At 56.6% G+C, this 19,251-nt stretch carries 17 protein-coding genes, 3 tRNA genes and 1 riboswitch; of the genes, 6 read left to right on the forward strand and 14 right to left on the reverse strand.

Annotated elements, in window-relative coordinates; all coding sequences use genetic code 11:
- Positions 1 to 222: 222 nt before the first annotated feature.
- A complete protein-coding gene (locus ACOYW1_RS03145; protein WP_482421623.1) occupies positions 223 to 1,260 on the forward strand; it encodes a glycosyltransferase family 9 protein in 1,038 nt (345 codons plus the stop codon).
- A gap of 84 nt (positions 1,261 to 1,344) precedes the next feature.
- On the opposite strand, the gene ACOYW1_RS03150 is transcribed toward ACOYW1_RS03145, so the two are convergent.
- Together ACOYW1_RS03150 and ACOYW1_RS03155 are read right to left on the reverse strand one after the other, a co-directional pair.
- Positions 1,345 to 1,950 carry a PEP-CTERM sorting domain-containing protein gene (locus ACOYW1_RS03150; RefSeq protein WP_482421624.1) on the reverse strand — a complete coding sequence of 202 codons (606 nt, stop codon included), beginning with the start codon at positions 1,948 to 1,950 and terminating at the stop codon, positions 1,345 to 1,347.
- A 49-nt stretch (positions 1,951 to 1,999) separates the two neighbouring features.
- A riboswitch (cyclic di-GMP riboswitch) is annotated at positions 2,000 to 2,076 on the reverse strand.
- Positions 2,077 to 2,402: 326 nt separating this feature from the next.
- Complete coding sequence (locus tag ACOYW1_RS03155; protein ID WP_482421625.1) at positions 2,403 to 2,840, reverse strand: Lrp/AsnC family transcriptional regulator; 438 nt, start codon at positions 2,838 to 2,840, stop codon at positions 2,403 to 2,405.
- 153 nt (positions 2,841 to 2,993) lie between these two features.
- On the opposite strand from ACOYW1_RS03155, the gene ACOYW1_RS03160 reads away from it, so the two are divergent.
- Complete coding sequence (locus ACOYW1_RS03160) at positions 2,994 to 3,644, forward strand: LysE family transporter (RefSeq protein WP_482421626.1); 651 nt, start codon at positions 2,994 to 2,996, stop codon at positions 3,642 to 3,644.
- 39 nt (positions 3,645 to 3,683) lie between these two features.
- Here ACOYW1_RS03160 and ACOYW1_RS03165 read toward each other — a convergent pair whose 3' ends face one another.
- Positions 3,684 to 4,967, reverse strand: a complete 1,284-nt coding sequence (locus ACOYW1_RS03165; protein ID WP_482421627.1) for an APC family permease — start codon at positions 4,965 to 4,967, stop codon at positions 3,684 to 3,686.
- Positions 4,968 to 5,107: 140 nt separating this feature from the next.
- Between ACOYW1_RS03165 and ACOYW1_RS03170 the strand changes: the two genes are divergently transcribed.
- Entirely contained in the window at positions 5,108 to 5,605 is a 498-nt protein-coding gene (locus tag ACOYW1_RS03170; protein ID WP_482421628.1) for a LysR family transcriptional regulator, read from the forward strand.
- Positions 5,602 to 5,988, forward strand: coding sequence for a LysR family transcriptional regulator substrate-binding protein (locus ACOYW1_RS03175; protein WP_482421629.1), 387 nt, complete (start codon positions 5,602 to 5,604; stop codon positions 5,986 to 5,988). The genes ACOYW1_RS03170 and ACOYW1_RS03175 overlap by 4 nt, the downstream gene beginning before the upstream one ends.
- A gap of 1,116 nt (positions 5,989 to 7,104) precedes the next feature.
- Here ACOYW1_RS03175 and ACOYW1_RS03180 read toward each other — a convergent pair.
- The 11 genes from ACOYW1_RS03180 to ACOYW1_RS03230 all read right to left on the reverse strand — a co-directional run bounded on the left by ACOYW1_RS03180 (position 7,105) and on the right by ACOYW1_RS03230 (position 15,319).
- Positions 7,105 to 7,191: transfer RNA gene (locus ACOYW1_RS03180), tRNA-Leu, on the reverse strand.
- A 40-nt stretch (positions 7,192 to 7,231) separates the two neighbouring features.
- Entirely contained in the window at positions 7,232 to 7,777 is a 546-nt protein-coding gene (locus ACOYW1_RS03185) for an L-threonylcarbamoyladenylate synthase (RefSeq protein WP_482423647.1), read from the reverse strand.
- Positions 7,743 to 7,880, reverse strand: a complete 138-nt coding sequence (locus ACOYW1_RS03190; RefSeq protein ID WP_482421630.1) for a hypothetical protein — start codon at positions 7,878 to 7,880, stop codon at positions 7,743 to 7,745. The genes ACOYW1_RS03185 and ACOYW1_RS03190 overlap by 35 nt, the downstream gene beginning before the upstream one ends.
- 90 nt (positions 7,881 to 7,970) lie before the next feature.
- Positions 7,971 to 9,752, reverse strand: a complete 1,782-nt coding sequence (purD, locus tag ACOYW1_RS03195; protein WP_482421631.1) for a phosphoribosylamine--glycine ligase — start codon at positions 9,750 to 9,752, stop codon at positions 7,971 to 7,973.
- 67 nt (positions 9,753 to 9,819) lie between these two features.
- Positions 9,820 to 10,764 carry a D-alanine--D-alanine ligase family protein gene (locus ACOYW1_RS03200; protein WP_482421632.1) on the reverse strand — a complete coding sequence of 315 codons (945 nt, stop codon included), beginning with the start codon at positions 10,762 to 10,764 and terminating at the stop codon, positions 9,820 to 9,822.
- A 34-nt stretch (positions 10,765 to 10,798) separates the two neighbouring features.
- Positions 10,799 to 11,182, reverse strand: a complete 384-nt coding sequence (locus ACOYW1_RS03205; RefSeq protein WP_482421633.1) for a DnaJ family domain-containing protein — start codon at positions 11,180 to 11,182, stop codon at positions 10,799 to 10,801.
- 302 nt (positions 11,183 to 11,484) lie between these two features.
- Positions 11,485 to 11,561, reverse strand: a tRNA-Met gene (locus ACOYW1_RS03210).
- 60 nt (positions 11,562 to 11,621) lie between these two features.
- A tRNA-Met gene (locus ACOYW1_RS03215) sits at positions 11,622 to 11,698 on the reverse strand.
- Between the two features lie 593 nt (positions 11,699 to 12,291).
- Positions 12,292 to 13,617: a (Fe-S)-binding protein gene (locus tag ACOYW1_RS03220; protein WP_482415166.1), complete on the reverse strand. Its 1,326-nt coding sequence runs from the start codon at positions 13,615 to 13,617 to the stop codon at positions 12,292 to 12,294.
- A gap of 532 nt (positions 13,618 to 14,149) precedes the next feature.
- Entirely contained in the window at positions 14,150 to 14,557 is a 408-nt protein-coding gene (locus ACOYW1_RS03225; protein WP_482421634.1) for a VanZ family protein, read from the reverse strand.
- Between the two features lie 39 nt (positions 14,558 to 14,596).
- On the reverse strand, positions 14,597 to 15,319 hold the full coding sequence (locus tag ACOYW1_RS03230) for an enoyl-CoA hydratase/isomerase family protein (protein ID WP_482415168.1): 723 nt from the start codon (positions 15,317 to 15,319) through the stop codon (positions 14,597 to 14,599).
- A 772-nt stretch (positions 15,320 to 16,091) separates the two neighbouring features.
- Here ACOYW1_RS03230 and ACOYW1_RS03235 point away from each other — a divergent pair.
- Both ACOYW1_RS03235 and ACOYW1_RS03240 read left to right on the forward strand, forming a co-directional pair.
- Positions 16,092 to 17,738: a hydantoinase/oxoprolinase family protein gene (locus tag ACOYW1_RS03235; RefSeq protein WP_482421635.1), complete on the forward strand. Its 1,647-nt coding sequence runs from the start codon at positions 16,092 to 16,094 to the stop codon at positions 17,736 to 17,738.
- Between the two features lie 88 nt (positions 17,739 to 17,826).
- Positions 17,827 to 19,152, forward strand: coding sequence for a histone deacetylase family protein (locus ACOYW1_RS03240; protein WP_343052467.1), 1,326 nt, complete (start codon positions 17,827 to 17,829; stop codon positions 19,150 to 19,152).
- The last annotated feature ends 99 nt before the right edge of the window (positions 19,153 to 19,251 follow it).

Consider the following 19,251-nt stretch of genomic DNA (forward strand, 5'->3'; position numbering starts at 1 on the left):
CTGCGGCGTTCAAAAAAACACCTGCCGGAAGCACAACGGAATCAGGTGCCGTTTTTTTGTGCTGGTTCACTTGGGGCTTGCCGCCTGTGCGGCGGGTGTGTAGTGTTACGAACTGAAATAGCTCTTTTTGTTGCCTGTCGTACGTAGCGGTTATCTTTTCAGGAATTGATTTTGTCTTTTGAGAAAATGCCACCACGACCAGTTTGAGGAGGGCGAATGCGTGTGAAGACCGTTCTTGTAATCCAATGCGGTGCTCTTGGGGATTTGATCTGTTCCACCAGCGTCATTGATGCGGTGGCCCGTCAGTTCGGCCCGGGGACCTGCATTGATTATGTGTGCAAGTCCGGGCCCGGGGCCCTGTTTTTTTTGGATAAACGGGTGAACAAGGTTTTTGAGGTGAACCATTGTAAATGGCCGGTGTGGCTCCATCCGGCAAAGCGCGACGTCGTCAACTCCTCCCGGGAGGTCCCTTACGATCTCCTCATAAATTTCGGCAGCGGAAAGCAGTTCAAAGGGTTGGTGCAGAAGATTCGTGCCGGGAAAAAGGTGGGGTTCCACAGCACGGAGTCCCATTTCCCAAAGGGAATCCACATGGTGGACGCCTTGAAACGCATCTTCAGTGATGTCATCGACGACGAGCACCTCTGGCGCGCTTTGCCCTCTCTGGTGGGTACCCCGGTTGAGGAGGTGAAAGCAACTTACGGACTGGACCATCGGTATCTCGTGGTCAGCCCCAGCAACTCCCACCACCACAAAAAAAACGTCAATCATCGTGCCTGGGAGCAGGACTCATGGGCGGAACTGATTGATGCCCTGAGTCGGGACATTCAGGTGGTGGTTGTGGGAAGTCGCGGTGAGGACGATTTTTTTAACCGACTGAGGCCCTTTCCCGCAGGCGTTGCGGACCTGGTGGGCAAAACACCCGTGGTGGACCTGGTGGGGCTGATCGACGGGGCCGTGGGGCTCGTTGCCACGGACACGGGAACGGCCCACGTGGCCTCCGCCACGGGCACCGAGGTGTTTACCCTTATCGGTCCCACGCCCGCTTGTGAAACCGCTCCCTACCAGGGACCGTTCAACACCGTGCACATCATTTCGGCCAACCTGCCCTGCAGTCCCTGCTACAAAACCGAGGCCATGAAAGCCTGCCGCGACAACCGCTGCATGAAAGACATTTCCGTGTCTGACGTTTACGATCTGGTGGCCGCATCCTGTCTTGGGGGGGAAGGGCTTCAGGACAAAAAATCCGCAGCATCCTGAGATGCTGCGGAGCGTGTTGCCAATGCCTGATATGCGGAGCATCGGTGTTGAATTGCCAACCCATCGATGGTCCGGCCTTATGGCTTAGTGCTTATGGCTTTTTTTTCTGCGAAACCCGGCGATGCCGCAAAGGCCGAAGCCCAGGAGGAGCATTGTGGAAGGCTCAGGCACAGGGCTTGCCACCAGTGAGGTATCGCCGCTCATGTCGTCCACCAGCCACATGTTCCCGCTGTCATGCAGCACGACATAATCGATGAAGGTACCGTCTGTTGCGTCGATTCGCAAGAAATCCATGGAGCCGCCGGTGTTTGAGTTGCCCTTGGCGGTGACCATGGTCCCGTCCGTCAGGTAGGCATCAATGTAAAAACTGGATGCTGAGCTGTAGCCGGTTTGGAACCAGGTGCCGTTGTCGTTGGCAAAATCGACCTTGACGCCACGGGCATCCGCGCTCGTGCCGGCCCACAACCACATATTGCCGTTATGGTGAAAGGAACCATGCCCATACCCGAGATCGTCCGAGGTGGTGTTATACCCCTTGCGACTGTCGCCATACATCGGCGCATTGCCCGAAAAATCTAAAAACTCGATCCCTTCGATTCCTTCGACCCTGGCGCCGTCAACTCCGTTTTCAAAGTCGATGGAAAAGGCCCATGCCCCGCTTGTTCCTATAAAAACCATAAGACCTGCCATGCACAACACCTTCAACAATTTTCTCATCGTTGTTGCTCCTTGGTTGGTTCAAGGCAACCCGGCTGTCTCCCCACGAGACCCGTGGCTTTCCGTACCTGTATCGCTACAGGGTCGGCTTTGACTTGATGTGTGATTCCAAAATGACTTCTTGCTAGGTGTGCTACGGTGAGACTGTTTGGTAGTACTTGTTTAGTAAGAAAAATGAAAAATGTCAATTGCGAATGAGTATAGAATTATGGGGCGTTATCACTTTTTTGCCTCGTATTCATCGCCGGACTCCTGCCGTGTTCCGGGTCGTCTGGACGGGCGCAGTCAGGCTGTGTGGGCATCATGGAAGTGCTCCGGAGCAAGATTGCGTACCGAAATATCGCCGCGACGTTTTTTTACTTGCTGCAGGCGTTGTGGGGGGACGAGGGGAGGCGATTTTTGAATACAGGAGGGAGGGAACTTTACTAAGACCCTTTTAACGTGGACATGACCATGAACGAATGGATTCGTTCCAGGCCCGGAATGGTGGCCAGGGTATCGAGGTGGAAGTCTTCATAGGCGTTGATATCTTTCACCGCCACCTTTGCGAAGAAATCGAACTGGCCGGCGAGGTGGTAGATCTCCTTGACTTCGGGGGCCTTGGCCAAGGCTTTCTGGAAGTCATGGAGTGCCTCCCGGGTATGGCTCTCCAACGTCAACCCAACGATGATCATCAGCCCTTCGGAAAGGGCCTCCGGGTTTATCACGGCCTGGTAACCGGTGATAACCCCCCTTTCTTCCAATGCCTTGACGCGCCTCTGGCAACTTGAAACAGAGAGCCCCACACGATCTGCCAGCTCTGCATGTGTGACTTTTGCATTGAGTCTGAGTTCATGCAAAATTTTCCTGTCAATGGTATCCATGGCGGTAATAATACCTGAATTACCCCGATAAAGACATAATAATTGGTGATTATATCCACGATAGTTGGGTTACAATACCAATCCAAATCACCCAAAGGGGGCCCATGCGCCCTCTTTATCTCTTCAGGTACGATTGTATCAACAGGAGGCACTATGAACATAGCATGCATTGAAACCCTGCCATATTTGTCGGAACTTATTTCGGTGAGCGTTATTGCCATGTTCATGGCCATAAGCCCGGGCGCAGACTTCGTCATGGTGACAAGAAACAGTATCTTTCACAGCCGCTCTGCAGGTATTTTATCGGCCCTTGGGGTCGGCTGTGCCATCTGGATTCATGTGGCGTATTCCATTGCCGGGTTGGCCCTCATCATTTCACGGTCCATTGTGCTGTTTTCTGTTCTCAAGTACGTTGGCGCAGCCTATTTAATCTACATGGGTTGGAAGACGCTTACATCAAAAGACCTGATAGACATGGATGAGCCTTCCGCTGGAAATGCATTGTCTAACGGGGCCGCCTTTAAAATCGGTTTTGTTACAAATGCCCTGAACCCCAAGACCACTATTTTTTTCCTGAGTATTTTTACACAGGTCGTCAATCCTGAAACACCAATATGGATGCAACTTGTTTACGGGCTGATCATCTCATTGTCCCATGTTGCGTGGTTCACCGGCGTGGCGGTTTTTTTAAGCCATCCCATCTTGTTGCAACGGTTCCAACATTCAAAGAGTGTGATCGAAAAAGTGGTTGGCAGTGTCTTGATTGGGTTTGGCTGCAAGGTTGCTGCAGCAAGCCATGGTTGATGGGGTGTTACGATTCAGGTCCATTAAAATCAAAGGCAATCAGCTTTCGAGTTGGCTCACCTCGCCCCCGGAGGCATCGTTTTTCACCCTTGGGCTTGGATGGTTGCATACGACACAGACCGTGATGGCTGCCAGTCCCATGAGGGGCAATATCGCTGAGAAGCAGAGCAAGGCGATGAACCCTGTGAAAAGGAAGAGGCAGGGAACGCGCAGGGCCATGGAGGGAAAAAGGCGAATGGCCGCTGCGACGGCCATGAGGGAATTGGCCAGGAAAAAGACGTTTGCCACCGCCACGAGTTGTTCCAGAGAGACCCATTTAAAATGGAGCAAAAGGAGATCCGCCCCATGAAAACAGGAAAGGGTGGCCAAAGCGGCCACCGGTACCCCGTTTTTATTGCATCGGGAAAGCCACCCCGGTATGTGCCCCTCCCGGGCCAGGGTGGCCACAAGCCTTGATACGCCGCCAACGATGAGAAGCACCGTGCAGATGCAGAGGAGGGATGTCACGACCATGACCACGGCCTCGGCAGATACCCCGAAAAGAGGCCGTATCACCTGGGCCACCGATACCATGGTGCCGTTCTCTCCCACAGGGTGATTCGCTGATGACGTGAACACGGCCCACGCCACCAAAAGATAGATGCCGCTTATTCCCGCCACTCCCATCATTGTCGCTTGAGGAATCGTTCGTTTGGGGTTTTTCACGTCCATGGTGTAGTTGCCGACCACCTCCCATCCGACGACGGCCCAGAAAAGAACCAGCAGCGTACGCCCCATGGCGGAGAGATCGCACGGAGTATCCGGCCATGGTGCCATCGGGGTTTTGGCAATGGTGGCAAGGCTTCCCGCTGTGAGGATCACGCCGATGCACAGGCTGGCTGAAAGGGCCACGCCCCCCAGAACCGAGACCCGTCTCATCAACAGGGCCATACAAAGAAGGAGCATCCCTGCGGAAAGGCCGGGCAGGGAATCGGGGGATAGCCCAAAGGTGCGCGCCATGGCATCGGCTGCGGTCATGAGCACCGCAACGGGCCCCACACAGACCGCGCACATCATATAGACGGAGGTCAGGTGTCCGGCCCGCTGCCCAAAGGCCTTTCGCACGGCGATGGGCACGCCCTCCGAGCCGGGATAGTGCAAGGCCATCTTGGCAAAAAGCCCGGCAAACACAGCCCCCAGAGCCATCATGATGAGCCAGGCCGTGACCGACCAGCTTCCCAGGCTTGCCTGGGCCATGGGTACAAGTACAACGACCCCCGATCCCAGCACCGCTCCGGTGATCAGCCCGCTCAACTGCAGCGGTCCCATTTTTTCCTTTGGCATGTGCCTCCTTTCGCAAAAAAGTGACGCCACCTTACCAAAGGGCACTGTATCTTCAAAAACGAATGTTTCGCTTGAAACGTTCGGAAAAACCGATAAGGATAGGGGTTCTTTTTTATCCCGACATTCTACAGGGGGGACCTATGGACATCCGACATTTCCAGACCCTGAAGGCCATCGTAGAGCAGGGCAGTTTTATCAACGCCGCCCGGGCCCTCAACTATGCCCAGTCTTCCATCACCTCCCATGTGAAAGCCATTGAGGACTATTACGATCAACCCGTCTTCGATCGAATCGGCAAACGGGTGGTGCTCAACGCCTTTGGGGCCGAGGTATACCGCCACTCCCTGGTGCTGCTGGCCGGCTACGAGGACATCTGCAACTTGAAAAATGACACAGACGAGCCCTCGGGCTCCATTCGCATCGGCGTTCCCGAATCCACCATGCTCTATCGGCTTTCGCCCGTTTTGCAGCGCTACAAAGCGCAATACCCCAAGGTGGAGATCATCATGCAGAACACTTTGTGCCCGGTGATGCGCCGCGCCCTCAAAGAGGGCGACCTGGACCTGGGGCTGCTCCTGGAACAAGACGTGCCGGAACCCGACCTTGCAAAAAAGCTGCTGCTCAAGGAGAACCGATGAGCATCGTTCTTCCCAGGCAGTATCCGGCAGACCACCTCGTCGCAGAAGTACACGTCATTCTCTACACGGAAAAGGGTTGCAACTACCGGAAGGTGTTTCAGCGGTTATTGGAAGAGAAGGGGATACAAACCGACAACGTCATCGAAACCGCCAGCGTGGAGGTGATCAAAAAATACGTGCTCTGCGGCATCGGCGTCTCGTTTTTGCCCACCATTGTGATCAGGGACGAACTGGCACGCGGAGAGCTCAAGCATGTGCCCTGGGAATCCCACGACCCCGTTGAGTTGAAAATCGCGTATCACAAAGACAAATGGCTGACGCCTGCCATGAAGGCGTTCATCCGCTTTGTCTCGGACGAGGCCGTCCAGTGGCAAGCCGCGTGAGATCGTGATTGCTCAGTGCAGAATAATGCCTCCGGCGGCCCTGCCGGGCATAAGGTGAGATCAAACAAAAAAAGCCTTACGCTTTCGCATAAGGCTTTTGAAGTATTTTTTATTTAGTGGTGCCGGGGGCCGGAATTGAACCGATTGTGTTTTTAACTAACCGCCATGCCCTATAAAAATAGCGGTCTCAGGATTTTTGGGGCCTCATACATTGTGGTTATGCTTGGTACATATCTTGACGTTGGGATTATGCTTTTTCTTTCAGAATGCTAAGAATCTCTCGTGTGCTATTGGCATTGTCAACGGTTGCCCGTATAATTTGTCCAGCTGCAACAAGAAAACTCGGAAACAGATAGGCCAAGGCATGGTATTATGCTAAGCATTACCCCAAAAAAAGAGACAAAAGCCCCTATCCCGCCAAGCGCTGCAACAATCCAGCCTATGCCTGACATGAATTCTGAAACGTTTTGTGCCGTTTTATATTCTGGTGCAAATTTTTCTGTGGCTTGATCTGTTTTAATGGGGTTTAAGGGTTGTTTTTGAAGTATTACACCAAGTGGTTTGGATTTTCCGTTAATCTGAAGTTTTTCGTTGTCTCTAATTATTTCATATACGATGTCTGTATCTGCGTTGGTAGATATTTTTTCTTTGACTCAATATTGCTTATGATTTCACCGTTAAAAGAAATAATGTAATCATCCTTGTTGATTCCCATTGCGGCGGCGTGTGATGTCTTGTCACATTCAAGGACCTTAAGTCCGAAACCTGTCATGTCTTCTTTCTCCTGATTTTCAATCTGTTTGTAATACTAAATGTGGAGGAATAATCTCAGCTTTTTGCCGTAGACAAGCATTTTTCGGATAACTATATATATCAAATGCTGAATTATCAATGATGAGAATATTAAGACGTGAGAGTGTAAATTTATCTTGTGGACCTGGCTGTGGTATTAACCTCCTGGAAGGAGAATGTCACCATGGCCAAAAAGCAGGGTCGAAGGTACCCTGAGTGAGTTGCCCAATGTGTGGATTTATTTGAAAGGCACTAATGTTATCCCAAGCCCTAAAACACAATCGCAGCATCCTTTAGATGTTGCGGATCGTATTGGCATTCTTATGGTACCGGAGGTCGGAATCGAACCGACAAGGGGTCGCCCCCGGCGGATTTTGAGTCCGCTGCGTTTACCAGTTTCACCACTCCGGCACACGAAATGCTTTTTATGTAAATTTGATTCGATTGTCAATCAAAATGAGGGCAGTTTTTCAAGAATAGCGTGGATGGCGGCGGCCGGGGTCGAACCCTGTCGCAGGATTTTCGGGGGCGTGCAGGTGACGTCCACCACGGTGGAGCCGGAGCCGCCCTTTAAGGGGCCTGCATCCAGGACGAGATCGGCGCCGGTGGCGATGCGCGGGTCCAGGTCTCGGACATCGGCGATGCCTCCCTGTTTGGAGATATTGGCGCTGGTGCCGGTGACGGGGAAGTGGACGGCCTGGGCCACGGCGCGGGCCACGGGGTGAGAGGGGACCCTTAGGCCCACCTTGCCGGTTCCTGCTGTGATAAGTCCGGGGATGGCGGGGGCGGCTTTGAAGACCAGGGTGAGTTTGCCGGGCCAGAGGTGTTTCATGAGGGCTTCGGCGGCCGGGGGGACCTCGGCGACCAGTTCGTCCACGGCCTGTCTGTCTTTGATGAGCAGGAGGATGGGGTTGGTCAGGGGGCGCTCTTTGATGGCGAAGACGTTTCGTATGGCATCTTCGTCAAGGCATTCTTGGCCGCCATGCCGGAGAGGCAGAGGTGGGGATCACCACGCAGCCGCCTGCGGTGAGGATGTCGGCGGCCCTGGCCAGGATATTTGGGTCGGGGCGGTCTGTCTGGATAGAAATCTGGGGTCCCATGGGAAGGTTTTCCAACGAATTAGGTGATGCTGTGGGGCGGACGGTTGGCGAAAAGGCCTCCGGCAGGTGCCGGAGGCCTTTTTGATCGACTTATCCGAACTTGAGCTTCTGCTTGAGTCTTTCGGACTTGGCTTCCACTTCGGCGGCCAGGTCTTTTTTGTATTCGGCCATGAGGTCGGCCATGACCGGATCGCCGATGGAGAGGATCTGGACGGCGAGGATGCCTGCGTTTTTGGCGCCGGGCTTGCCGATGGCTACGGTGGCCACGGGAACGCCGGGAGGCATCTGCACGGTTGAGAGCAGGGCGTCCATGCCGTTGAGGGCCGAGGAGTCCACGGGCACCCCGATGACGGGCAGGGTGGTGTGGGCGGCCATGACGCCTGCCAAGTGGGCGGCGTGACCGGCGGCGGCGATGATCACCTCCAGGCCGTTTTCACGGGCCTTGATGGCGAATTCTGCGGCCACAAAGGGGGTGCGATGGGCCGAGGCCACCATGAACTCGTAGGGCACGCCGAATTTCCGGAGGATTTCGGTGGCGCCCTTCATGGTCTCGTAGTCGGAGTCGCTGCCCATGATGATTCCCACACGGGGCTTGGTGGCCAGGTGGCCGATGGCGCGGCCGCCGATGTCCGTGCGGTGGAAGGCCTTGGTCCAGGAGATCTTGTCCACGGCCTTGTAAGCTTTGTTGATGGCTCGCTTGACGTCGCTGCCCAGGGCGGTGACGCCCAGGACCCTGCCGCCGGAGGTGACCACCTTGTTGCCGCGCAGGGTGGTGCCTGCGTGGAACACTTCCAGGTCCCTGGCGGAGGAGGCCTCTTCCAGGCCCTTGATGACATTGCCCTTGCGGTAGGCACCGGGGTAACCGCCGGAGGCCATGACCACGCAGACCGCGGCGCGTTCATCGATGTCGATGGTGTGCTGGTCCAGGGTACCGTCGGTGGTGGCCATCATGAGGTCGATGATGTCGTTTTGCACGCGCATCATCAGGGGCTGGCACTCGGGGTCGCCGAACCGGGCGTTGAACTCCAGCACCTTGATTCGGTCGCGGTCGATCATGAGGCCTGCGTAGAGCACGCCTTTAAAAGGGATGCCCTCCTTGGCCATGCCTTCCACGGTGGGGATCATCACCTCTTTCATGATCTTGTCGTGCATGAATTTGTCGATGATGGGGGCCGGAGAGTAAGCGCCCATGCCGCCGGTGTTGAGGCCCTTGTCGCCGTCAAAGGCGCGCTTGTGGTCCTGGGAGGTGGGCAGGGGCAGGACGGTCTTGCCGTCGGTGAAGGCGAGGAAGGAGACCTCTTCGCCCTCCAGGCGCTCTTCGATGACCACGCGGGCACCTGCCTCGCCAAAGGCCTTGTCCTGCATGATCTCTTTAAGGGCGGCCTCGGCCTCCTTGGGGGTGGAGCAGACGATGACGCCCTTGCCTGCGGCCAGGCCGTCGGCCTTAACCACAACGTTGCCGTTGAACTCGGCCATGTACTTGGCGGCGGGCTCATAAGAGGTGAAGCTGCGACCGGTGGCTGTGGGCACGCCGTAGCGGTTCATGATTTTCTTGGAGAAGGCCTTGCTCGCTTCAAGCTGAGCGGCTTTTTTGGAGGCGCCGAATACCTTCAGGCCTTTTTTCTCAAAGATGTCCACGATGCCCTCGGCAAGGGGGGCTTCAGGACCCACAACGGTGAAGTCGATTTCGTTATCCTGGGCAAAGGACAGGAGCCCGGAGATATCGTCCGCTGCGATGTCGACGCAGGTCGCCAGGTCGGCGATGCCCGCATTGCCCGGTGCACAGAACACCTCGTCCACCTTTGCGCTCTGGGTGATCTTCCAGACCAGGGAGTGCTCTCGGCCTCCACTGCCTACAACCAGTACCTTCATGTCCATATCCTCTCATGTCTCAGGTTAAATAAACGACAATGCGTTCCCTAAAATGAATTGGGCGTTGTTACGGCTGTCCGTTCTTAGACTCCAGGGCCAGCTCAATGAGCCGGTCCAGAAGGGCGGAAAAGGAGAGACCGGCGACCTTGGCTGCCCGAGGCAGCAGGCTGGTGCGGGTCATCCCCGGGATGGTGTTGGTCTCCAGGAGAAAGATGTCCTCTCCTTTGATCATCATGTCGGTGCGGCTGTAGCCCTTCAGGTGAAGGGCGCGGTGCGCACGCTCGGCAAAGTCCATGACACGGGCGGTGAGGGCGTCGCTGATGCGAGCCGGGCAGATCTCCGTGGTGGCTCCGGGGGTGTACTTGGCCTCGTAGTCGAAATAGGGGCTGTCTCCTTCGGGAATGATCTCGATGACGGGCAGGGCCTTGGGATCGTCGTTGCCGAGGACGCCGCAGGTGACCTCGGGTCCGTCAATGAAGGCCTCCACGACCACGGTGTCGTCGTAGGCAAGGCTCTTGGCGACGGCTCCGGCCAGCTCATTGGCCTCAGAGACCCGGAACATGCCGAGGCTGGAGCCTCCGCAGGCAGGCTTGACGAAGAGGGGCAGGCCGAGCTTTGTCACGGTGGCTGCCGCGTCAAATGGCTCGCCCTTGCGGACCTGGATGGCCTCGGGTGTGGGAAGCCCCGCGTCGAGGTAAAGCTTTTTGGAGAGCTCCTTGTTCATGGCAATGGCGCTGCCCAGAACGCCTGAACCCTGGTAGGGGATCTTCAAGAGGTCGAGGAGGCCCTGGATGGTCCCATCTTCTCCGGGAGATCCGTGAAGGAGGATGAGGGCGACGTCCAGGGTGCCTGCGTCGCGCACAAGGGCGTCAAGGCCGTCCTTGGGGTCGTACTCATGGATGGTGTATCGGTCTTGGTCCAAGGCGGCCAGGGCCTCTTTTCCGCTGACAAGGGAGACGTCCCGCTCGGGGGAGGTGCCTCCGTAGATCACTGCAAGGTTCAACTTCTTCATGGTGTATCTGTCCTGAAAGGGGCCCGTAGCCCCGTTAACCGTTCTGTTTTCTGTTGAGTCTGTTGAGCACGCCCTCTTGATAGGCTTCCGGGATATCGAAGATGGCCGGGGAACGGCCGTCGCGGAGGAGTTTTGCCTTGAGCAGCCGGAGACGCTTCATGGCACGGTAGGTTTCCGAGAGGTCGTCGCTCTCCCGGAGCAGGTCCTCTGTGCGCCTGATCTCCACATGGTCTTCAAGTTCCCGCGGAACACAGCCCGCGTTTTTGAGGATCTTGTGCGCAAGGCGCAGGTCTTCGGGGACCCGGCTGTCATCTTCCATTTCCAGGGGCTTTCCGAGGCCGGGAAGGTTGTCGAGTTTGCCGTCTTCCTGGGCCTTTAGAATTTTCTCTTCAATGATGCGGTTAAAACCGATACGCATGAGTGACTGAAATCCTGAAAATAGTGATCATCACGCCCTAATGGTGGTAAAAGCGGATTGTTCAACAATGTCAGTGGGTAAGGTTAAAATCGCCTGGGTCGTGTGCCCCCACACTAATAAAGGTTGGGGCTGATTTCAAGAACGAAGTGGGAAATAGCTGTAAACCGGGGGGATTCGCTGGGCGCATCAAGCCGTGGGATGGGCCGTTTCGCGCCGGGGCCACCGGGGGTGGGCAGGGTGAAGGGGCGGGTACAAAAAAAGCCGGTGAGTTTGAGGGAAACACACCGGCTTCTTTATAATTATGGTAGCGATGCACGGAATTGAACCGCGGACACTGCGGATATGAGCCGCATGCTCTAACCAACTGAGCTACATCGCCATATTTTTCTAAAAAAAGAAGCCGGAGAGTTTGAGGGAAACTAACCGGCTTCTCTATAAATGGTAGCGATGCACGGAATTGAACCGCGGACACTGCGGATATGAGCCGCATGCTCTAACCAACTGAGCTACATCGCCATATTTTTAATTTAACACTCGCTGCGGAAGGTGTCCATCCCGCGTCGAGACAAAAAGCTTTTAATCTATTTTGAAGCAAATGGTCAAGGGGTTTTTGATAAAAAAGTGGAAAAAAAGCCGCAGGGCTTGGCTCTTGGGCGTTTTTGTCTGACCAGAAGCTGGAAATCATACGGAAATCGTTGAGGGTCTCATGATGGCCTGTGGCCACAGCTGGTGTGCCTAAAGCGGTCCGTGGGTGCAAGCGGTGCCGGACGGGGGTGGTGGTGCCCTTGTCTATGTTCACGGGAGGGGGAGCTTTTTTTGTGGGGCAAGATGATGGGGCTACCGGCAGGGATCTGTGATGGCAGGGGGCGCTTCCCCTTGCCGGTGGACTCGGCTTTGATTGTGTCTCGTGGGTTTTTTTGCCGTTTATTATGGAAGGGCCTATGTATGGGGGGGGGGGGGGATGGGAGGCGTGAAGGGTATATGGATGAGATTTGGCCGTGTGAGGCTGCGTCGGGTAGGTTTGGTTTCCAAATAAAAAAAGGCCGCCCGAAACGGGCGGCCTTTTTATTATCGGCTCTGCAACGGATTCCCCTTAAAAGGGGGCTCCATTAAAACTCGGGCTCGATGTATTCAGGAACGTTGACTTCCTGAAGCTCGGGGCCGAGGTAGGTTCTCTCGTTGGGGGCAAGAACGCCCAGGGAGAGGCAGATCAGGGTCCAGAGGTGAACCACGTGGTAGTGCGCGCCGTAGTGCTCGCTCAGCTCATGGATCTGAGCGTGGCAGTTGTGGCAGGCAGCGATGCAGTATGTGGCACCGGTTTTCTGGATCTGAGCATCTTTGATCTTGCCGTAGGCGAGGCGCTCATCCTTGTAGCCGGACTGGAGGAAGCCACCGCCGCCGCCGCAGCAGAAGTTGTTGCTCTTGTTGGGGTACATGTCGATGAAGTTTTCTTTACCGACCACGGACTCAACGACAAAGCGCAGGTTGTCCGCCGTTTCATCCCCATAGGACTTACGGATGATCTGGCAGGGATCCTGGACGGTGAACTTGATGCCAAGTTCTTTGTTCCAGTCGGAATTGACGGGAAGCTTGCCCTCACGGATCCACTGGGCGTAGAGGTTGTAGATACTTTCGACTTCGAAGTTGTGCTCAATGTTGAATTTTTTCAGTCCTGCCAGGACTGAGAAGGTAACGTGCCCTCATTCGGTGTTGAGGAACGTCTTGCACCCCAATTCATTACACTTCTGTGCGCTTGTGCTGGTAAGCTTGTTCCAGCTCTCGTCATCGGAGAGAAACATGCAGTAGTTCTCACCGGCCCAGCCCTTGCTGCCGTAGGTCCAGTCGGCGCCGACGATGTTGAGGATTTTCCAGAGGGGAACCATCTCCTCGGGCTCGGTCATGGGCTCACGGGAGTTCTGGTTGAGGAAGAACTCGGCGCCCTGCTTGTCGATGGGGGCCTGGAGGTCTTTCTCTTCCCACATGGGCTGGGACTCTTTGACTTCATCGATGACGTCTTCGCAGACGAACTCGAAGTCTTCCTGGGAACAGCCCATGGCGCTGCAGGTGTCGTTGGCTACGGCCATGTCGCAGGAGCCGAGGATACCCTTGGGTCGCTCTTCTCTCGGGGTGAGCTTACGCGCGTTGTACACCAGTTGGGGAATGTTGATCTCCATGGGGCAGATACGCTCGCAGCGCTGGCACATGCTGCACATCCAAACCCAGTCGTGTTTCGCGATCTCTTCGTCCATGCCCAGGGCCGCCATGCGCAGGAACTTTCGGGGGTCCATGTCGGCCAGTCCGGTTGCCGGACAGCCCGAGGCACAGAGCCCGCAGGTCAGACAGGCGTTGAGGTTCCCACCTTCGGGCAGGATCTCCATCACCTTGTCTTTGAAGGCACTTCTGGTGCCTCCGCCGATTTTGATTGCCTCAGCCATACTTACATTATCCTCCGTGTCATTTTTCCCGCCCCAAGCCACTGGTCGTTTCTACCGTCGATTATGGCAGGAAAGGATGATGTGCTCCCACAACACAAAAGAGCAAATCAGTCATTATATGAATGGTATAATCCGTGAAAACCTTATGCTCACAACTATTCCAAGAAAAAATTTATACCATAGTGTCCTTTTCAGGACAATAGTGTTTCTACTCTTAAAGATGAAAGCGTGTCAATAAGAATAAACAAAACATATCGAGTAAATACCCACACCCGGCAGGGAGCGGCGATGCGTTTTCGGTACGCCTATTTCGCAGGGGAACGGTGTCTGTATGTTGCATGATTTCAAAGGGGAAGAGGGGATCTGCGGGACGGGGAACTGCGAGCGGGGCGGTTCGATGGGCGGGTCTTCTCCCATCAACGCCGGGGTGGCGATGGGAAGGAGGTTTTGCTGAAAAGCCTTTCAGGCCGGGGGGATGCGCAGAGTGGATGGGGTGTTTAGGGAGGGGGGCTTTTGATGGTAGTCATCACTATTATTGATGGGAATTCCGTCCGTTGGGGCTTTGCTCTTTTTCGGGGTCAAACCCAGGTGCTCCCGCCCTGCGAAGGCCTGCCGAAAGGGCCCAGCCAAGGGCGATACCCGAGGCGTTGGCCACCATGTCCAAAAGAGAAAAACTCCGCCAGGGAAGGAATGCCTGGGCACCTTCGATGCAGATTCCGTAGGTCATGAGCAGGGCGGCGTGACGCCAGGTGAGCCGCCGGAGCGGCGTGGCGGCACACGTCAGCAGGGCCAGGTAGATATAGGCCCCGGCGTGCTGGGCTTTGTCCCAGATGTTCACGGCCAGGCTCCCTTGGACCGGCACCAGCGACAAGACGGTGATGGCGGCAATGGAAAGGACAAGGACGATGCGGGATGTGCGGGTGTAAATGGATACGGGCATGGCGTTGCCGGCCCTGTACGGGCCGGCTCCTGTGGTCGGCTAGTCGGTAACAAAAAGGGCCAGGGACTCGATGACCTCTTTGTCTTCGGCTTCCATGATGTCGAGGATCTGCTTGTGGTTCCTCGCTTTGTGGATCTTGAAGATACCGCGCTTCTTGGCGAAGGTGGCGGCAAAGGCCAGGGCGTCTTCCATGAGGGCCTCGGGGTTCTCACTGGCTTTGACGAGCATCTTGCGCTCGGCAAGCTCGGGTGCACCGGCCCGGCGACCCGTGAGGTAGAGGTCGTTGAAGTGGTCGAAGGCAAAGGCCTTTTTCACGAAGGCGAGCATGCCCGGGAGGAAGGGGATGCCCAGGTCCACCTCGGGAAAACAGAAATAACCACGGTCGGCGCGCATGAAGCGGAAGTCACAGGCGCAGGAGAGGATGGCTCCGTTGCCGAAGGCGTGGCCGTTGATGGCGGCGATGGTGGGGACCGGCAGGGTCAGAAGCTTGGTGAATACATCGTTCATGCCGTACATGAAGCCCTTGATGTCATCGAGCTTTCCGTCGGCAAAGGCGCCTCCCATCCACTGGACGTCCACCCCTTGAGAAAAGGATTTCGGGTCCGTGGAGGTAAGGATGATGGCCGTGACCTCCTCATCGGCGATGGCCTCGTCGAGGCAGCGGTTCAGCTCCTGGGCAAAAACCAGGTTCTGGGTGTTGGCGCCGTTGTCCATCCAGACAACGGCGGTGCGGTCCTTTTTCTCCCATTTTACAACAGACATGATAACCCCCGTTAAGCATTGTAGGTCCATCGAAAACAACCGGTTCATTGGGCGCCGGAGCCGTTGGCTCAGACCCGAGGGCCCTGGCCGGGATGAGGTCGGAGGCTCTGTGAAATCGGGCTTTTTGTGTGCGCATCAATGATTGCGGGATAAAACACATTTTATTATCTGATAATGGAAATGTTGGAAAAAAGAAAGGGGGAAAGTTGATTTGTATGCGAAATAAGGTGTGGGTGGCGGGGGAAGGCCTCTTTGTTTGGGTTTCTAACTTATTGATCGATAAATCAAATCATTGAAGCACGGATCCATTTGGGTGTCTTTTTTGCTTTTATAGTTTGTGCGCTTTGTAAAATCAGGGAGGAAAAGGGGAACATGTTCTTTCACAAGGATGCCGGAGGTAGATATGCACTGTCGCGCAGGGGCAAGGGCTCTTCTGCCTGTGCGAGTCTAAATGGTTCGTAATCAAGGGTTTATCAATGATTGAGTCTGTGTTGACACCGTAAGAATATTCCTATAGATACGTTAGTATTCAGCTCGACTTACCGGGAGCTCCGTCACCGACGCAATACCATGGATGCCCATGCCTGCGGGTGATGCTGCGTCTCATCATGATCTGATGAACCCGTAGACCCTGTACGGTGATTTCAGACCCTGGGATCATGGCCACCCCACCTGTGTTCGCTTAGATGCCGCAGCTCGGCAAGCGGCCTGGGTGAGCATGAACGGCGTTGGCCTCCCCGAAGTCCCCAATTTCTAAAGAAACGAGGTAGTCATGATTATCGGCCTGGATGTGGGGGGAACCCACACGGATGTTGTGCTTATCGGGAAGGAGGGGCTGATTCGGCAGACCAAGGTGCCCACCGACCCCGAGAACCTTTTTGAATCCATCCTTTCCGGCCTGGAGAGCGTGATCCGGGATACCGACACCGCGTCGGTGGAACGCATCGTGCTAAGCACCACCCTGACCACCAACGCCGTGGTGACTGGAAAACTCGAAACGGTGGGCATGGTGGTGGCGGGGGGGCCGGGCCTCGACCCCATGCTGTTCCGTTGCTGTGAGGAGTACCATACCGCTTCCGGGGCCGTGGATCATCGCGGGCGGGTGGTGGAGGGGCTGGACCGTGACGCGGTGGAGGCCCTTGCCGATGCGTTCCTTGCCAAAGGGATCCGAACGGTCGGGGTGGTGGGAAAATTTTCCACCCGCAACCCCGGCCACGAGCAGCGCATGGAAGAGATCCTCATGAAAAAAGGGATCGAGCGTGTCTTCACCGGCCACACCGTCTCCGGGCAACTCAACTTTCCCCGCAGGATTCACACCACCTTTTTAAACGCATCGGTCTACGCCATTCACCGACGCTTCTACGAGTCCGTCCGGGACAGCCTCAAGGAAAAGGGAATCGACATTCCCATCTATATCCTCAAAGCCGACGGCGGCACCATGGAGATGGAAACCTCCATGATTCATCCCGGCGAGTCGGTGATGTCCGGGCCTTCGGCAAGCGTCATGGGCTCCATTCCGTGGGCATCGGACTCGGTGGACACCCTGGTTCTGGATGTGGGGGGGACCACCACGGATATCGCCATCCTGGTCAAGCGCGCCCCGGTACTGGAGCCCCTGGGCATCACCGTAGGCCCCTGGCGCACCCTGATCCGCTCCCTGAAGAGCACCTCCGTGGGTCTGGGCGGCGACAGTCAGGTCCGTGTGGACAACGGGGCCGTGATCATCGGACCCCAGCGCCTTGGGCCTGCCATGGCCTTCGGCGGTCCGGAGCCAACCCCCACGGACGCCATGGTGGTCCTTGATCCCGACGGCACCCAAGGGGACCTTGCCCTGGCCCAGGAGGGGATGCGCCGCGTGGGAGAGGCCCTGGGCCTTTCCCCTGAAGAGGCGGCCCGCAAGGTCATGGAAACCATGGGGCGCACCATCTTGGATCATGCCCGCAAGGCCGTGGCCGAGATCAACGCAAAGCCGGTCTACACCATCCACGAGATGATGGAAGGGTACCGGGTGGCCCCGGAGGAGATCCTTCTTCTCGGCGGCCCGGCCAAGGCCCTCTCCGGATACCTTGCAGACTGCACGGACAAGGCCGTTCGGCCCGTTCCGCGCTGGGGCGTCGCCAACGCCATCGGGGCGGCCCTTGCCCGCACCACCTGTGAGGTGACTCTGTTTGCCGATACGGAAAAAGGGGTGATCCTCATCCCCGAAGAGAACTACTCCAAAACCATGGACCATCACTACACCCTGGATGATGCCGAAGAGACGGCCAGGAATTTTCTGGTGGAAAAGGCGCGCCAGGCAGGCAGCCGCACGGCAAGCCCGGAGACCGAGATCGTCGAGAGCATTGCCTTCAACATGGTACATGCGCGCCACGGGCAAGAACATCCGGGTGCGGGCCCAGGTGAAGCCGGGGCTCATTGATGGGTACGATATAGCCGGTGGTGAGTAGCAAGGACTGAGGATACAGGATGGCGTCGTTGCGAGCCGTCCATATACTATAAGGACACGCATGATGATCAAAGCGGACAGAAAAACAGGGTTGGTCTTTTTTCCTGCCTTTGACTGGGCCATCGATCCCACCCACCCGGAGCGGGAGGAGCGGCTGCTCTACACCCAGGACCAGGTGTTTGAAGAGGGGCTGTTTGATATCGAGGGCATCACCGAGTTCAAGCCCGACCTGGTGACCCATGAGGACATCCGGCGGGTGCACTTCTGCGCCCCGGATATCGAGAGCGTCACCACCGAATCTCACCTCATCAGCGCAGGGGGAGCAGTGACCGTGGCCAAGGCCGTCATGGAAGGGGCCGTGGAAAAAGGCTTTGCCCTGGTGCGTCCCCCCGGGCACCATGCCATGCGGGTGGTCCACGGCAACCGGGGCTTTTGCAACATCAACATCGAAGCCATCATGATCGAGTACCTGAGGGCCAAGCACGGCGTGCGGCGCGTGGCCGTTGTGGATACGGACTGCCACCACGGCGACGGCAGCCAGGACATCTTCTGGCACGACCCGGACACCCTGTTTATATCCATTCATCAGGATGGGCGGACCCTCTATCCGGGCTCCGGTTTCATCGAAGAGCTGGGCGGGCCCAACGCCCTGGGTACCACGGTGAACATTCCCCTGCCGCCCCTTACCTCGGACGAAGGCTACCTCTGGACCGTTGAAAACGTGGTCATGCCCATCCTCGAGGATTTCAAGCCTGAGATCATCATCAACTCCGCAGGCCAGGACAACCACTTCTCCGACCCCCTCACCAACATGAACTTTTCGGCCCGGGGCTACGCCGACCTCACCGACATGCTGAGCCCGGATATCGCCGTTCTGGAAGGGGGCTACTCCATCGAAGGGGCTCTCCCGTATGTCAACACCGGGATCATCCTGGCCCTTGCGGGTCTTGACTACACCGGCATCAAAGAGCCGGGTTTCGATGCCGCCCGCATTGCCCAGCCCCCCGACGTCACCCGGCAGGTGCGCCAGATCGGCCAGGCCGTCCTCTCCACCTGGCGCCAGAGAGAAGCCCTCCAGGCCAAGCTCGTTGGCAACCACAAGACCGTGAGCCGCCGCCGCAACATCATGTACGACACAGACATGATCTATGAAATGCAGATTGATGAGATCACCGTGTGCAGGGAGTGCAAAGGCGCCCTCAAGGTGGACTCCTCCTCGGACACCGGCCACCACCTCTTCGGCGTTCACATCCCCAACGGGGTGTGCCCGGCCTGCCGTGCCAAGGCAGAGCAGTGGTTCGAAGAGTCCAAAAACGGTCCCTACACCCTCCGCACCATGCAGGACCTCGATAGCCAGACATTCTACGACGAGCCCCGGGAGGCATAGGTCTTGGAGCGCCGCACCGCCGTGCCCGATGGGCACGGCGCACCTTTGCCCATCCTACCTGTTCACAAAACCTCTCCACCGGTCGCAGGGCGTCACCTC

It is taken from the genome of Desulfoluna sp. CYM3A (assembly GCF_056829965.1).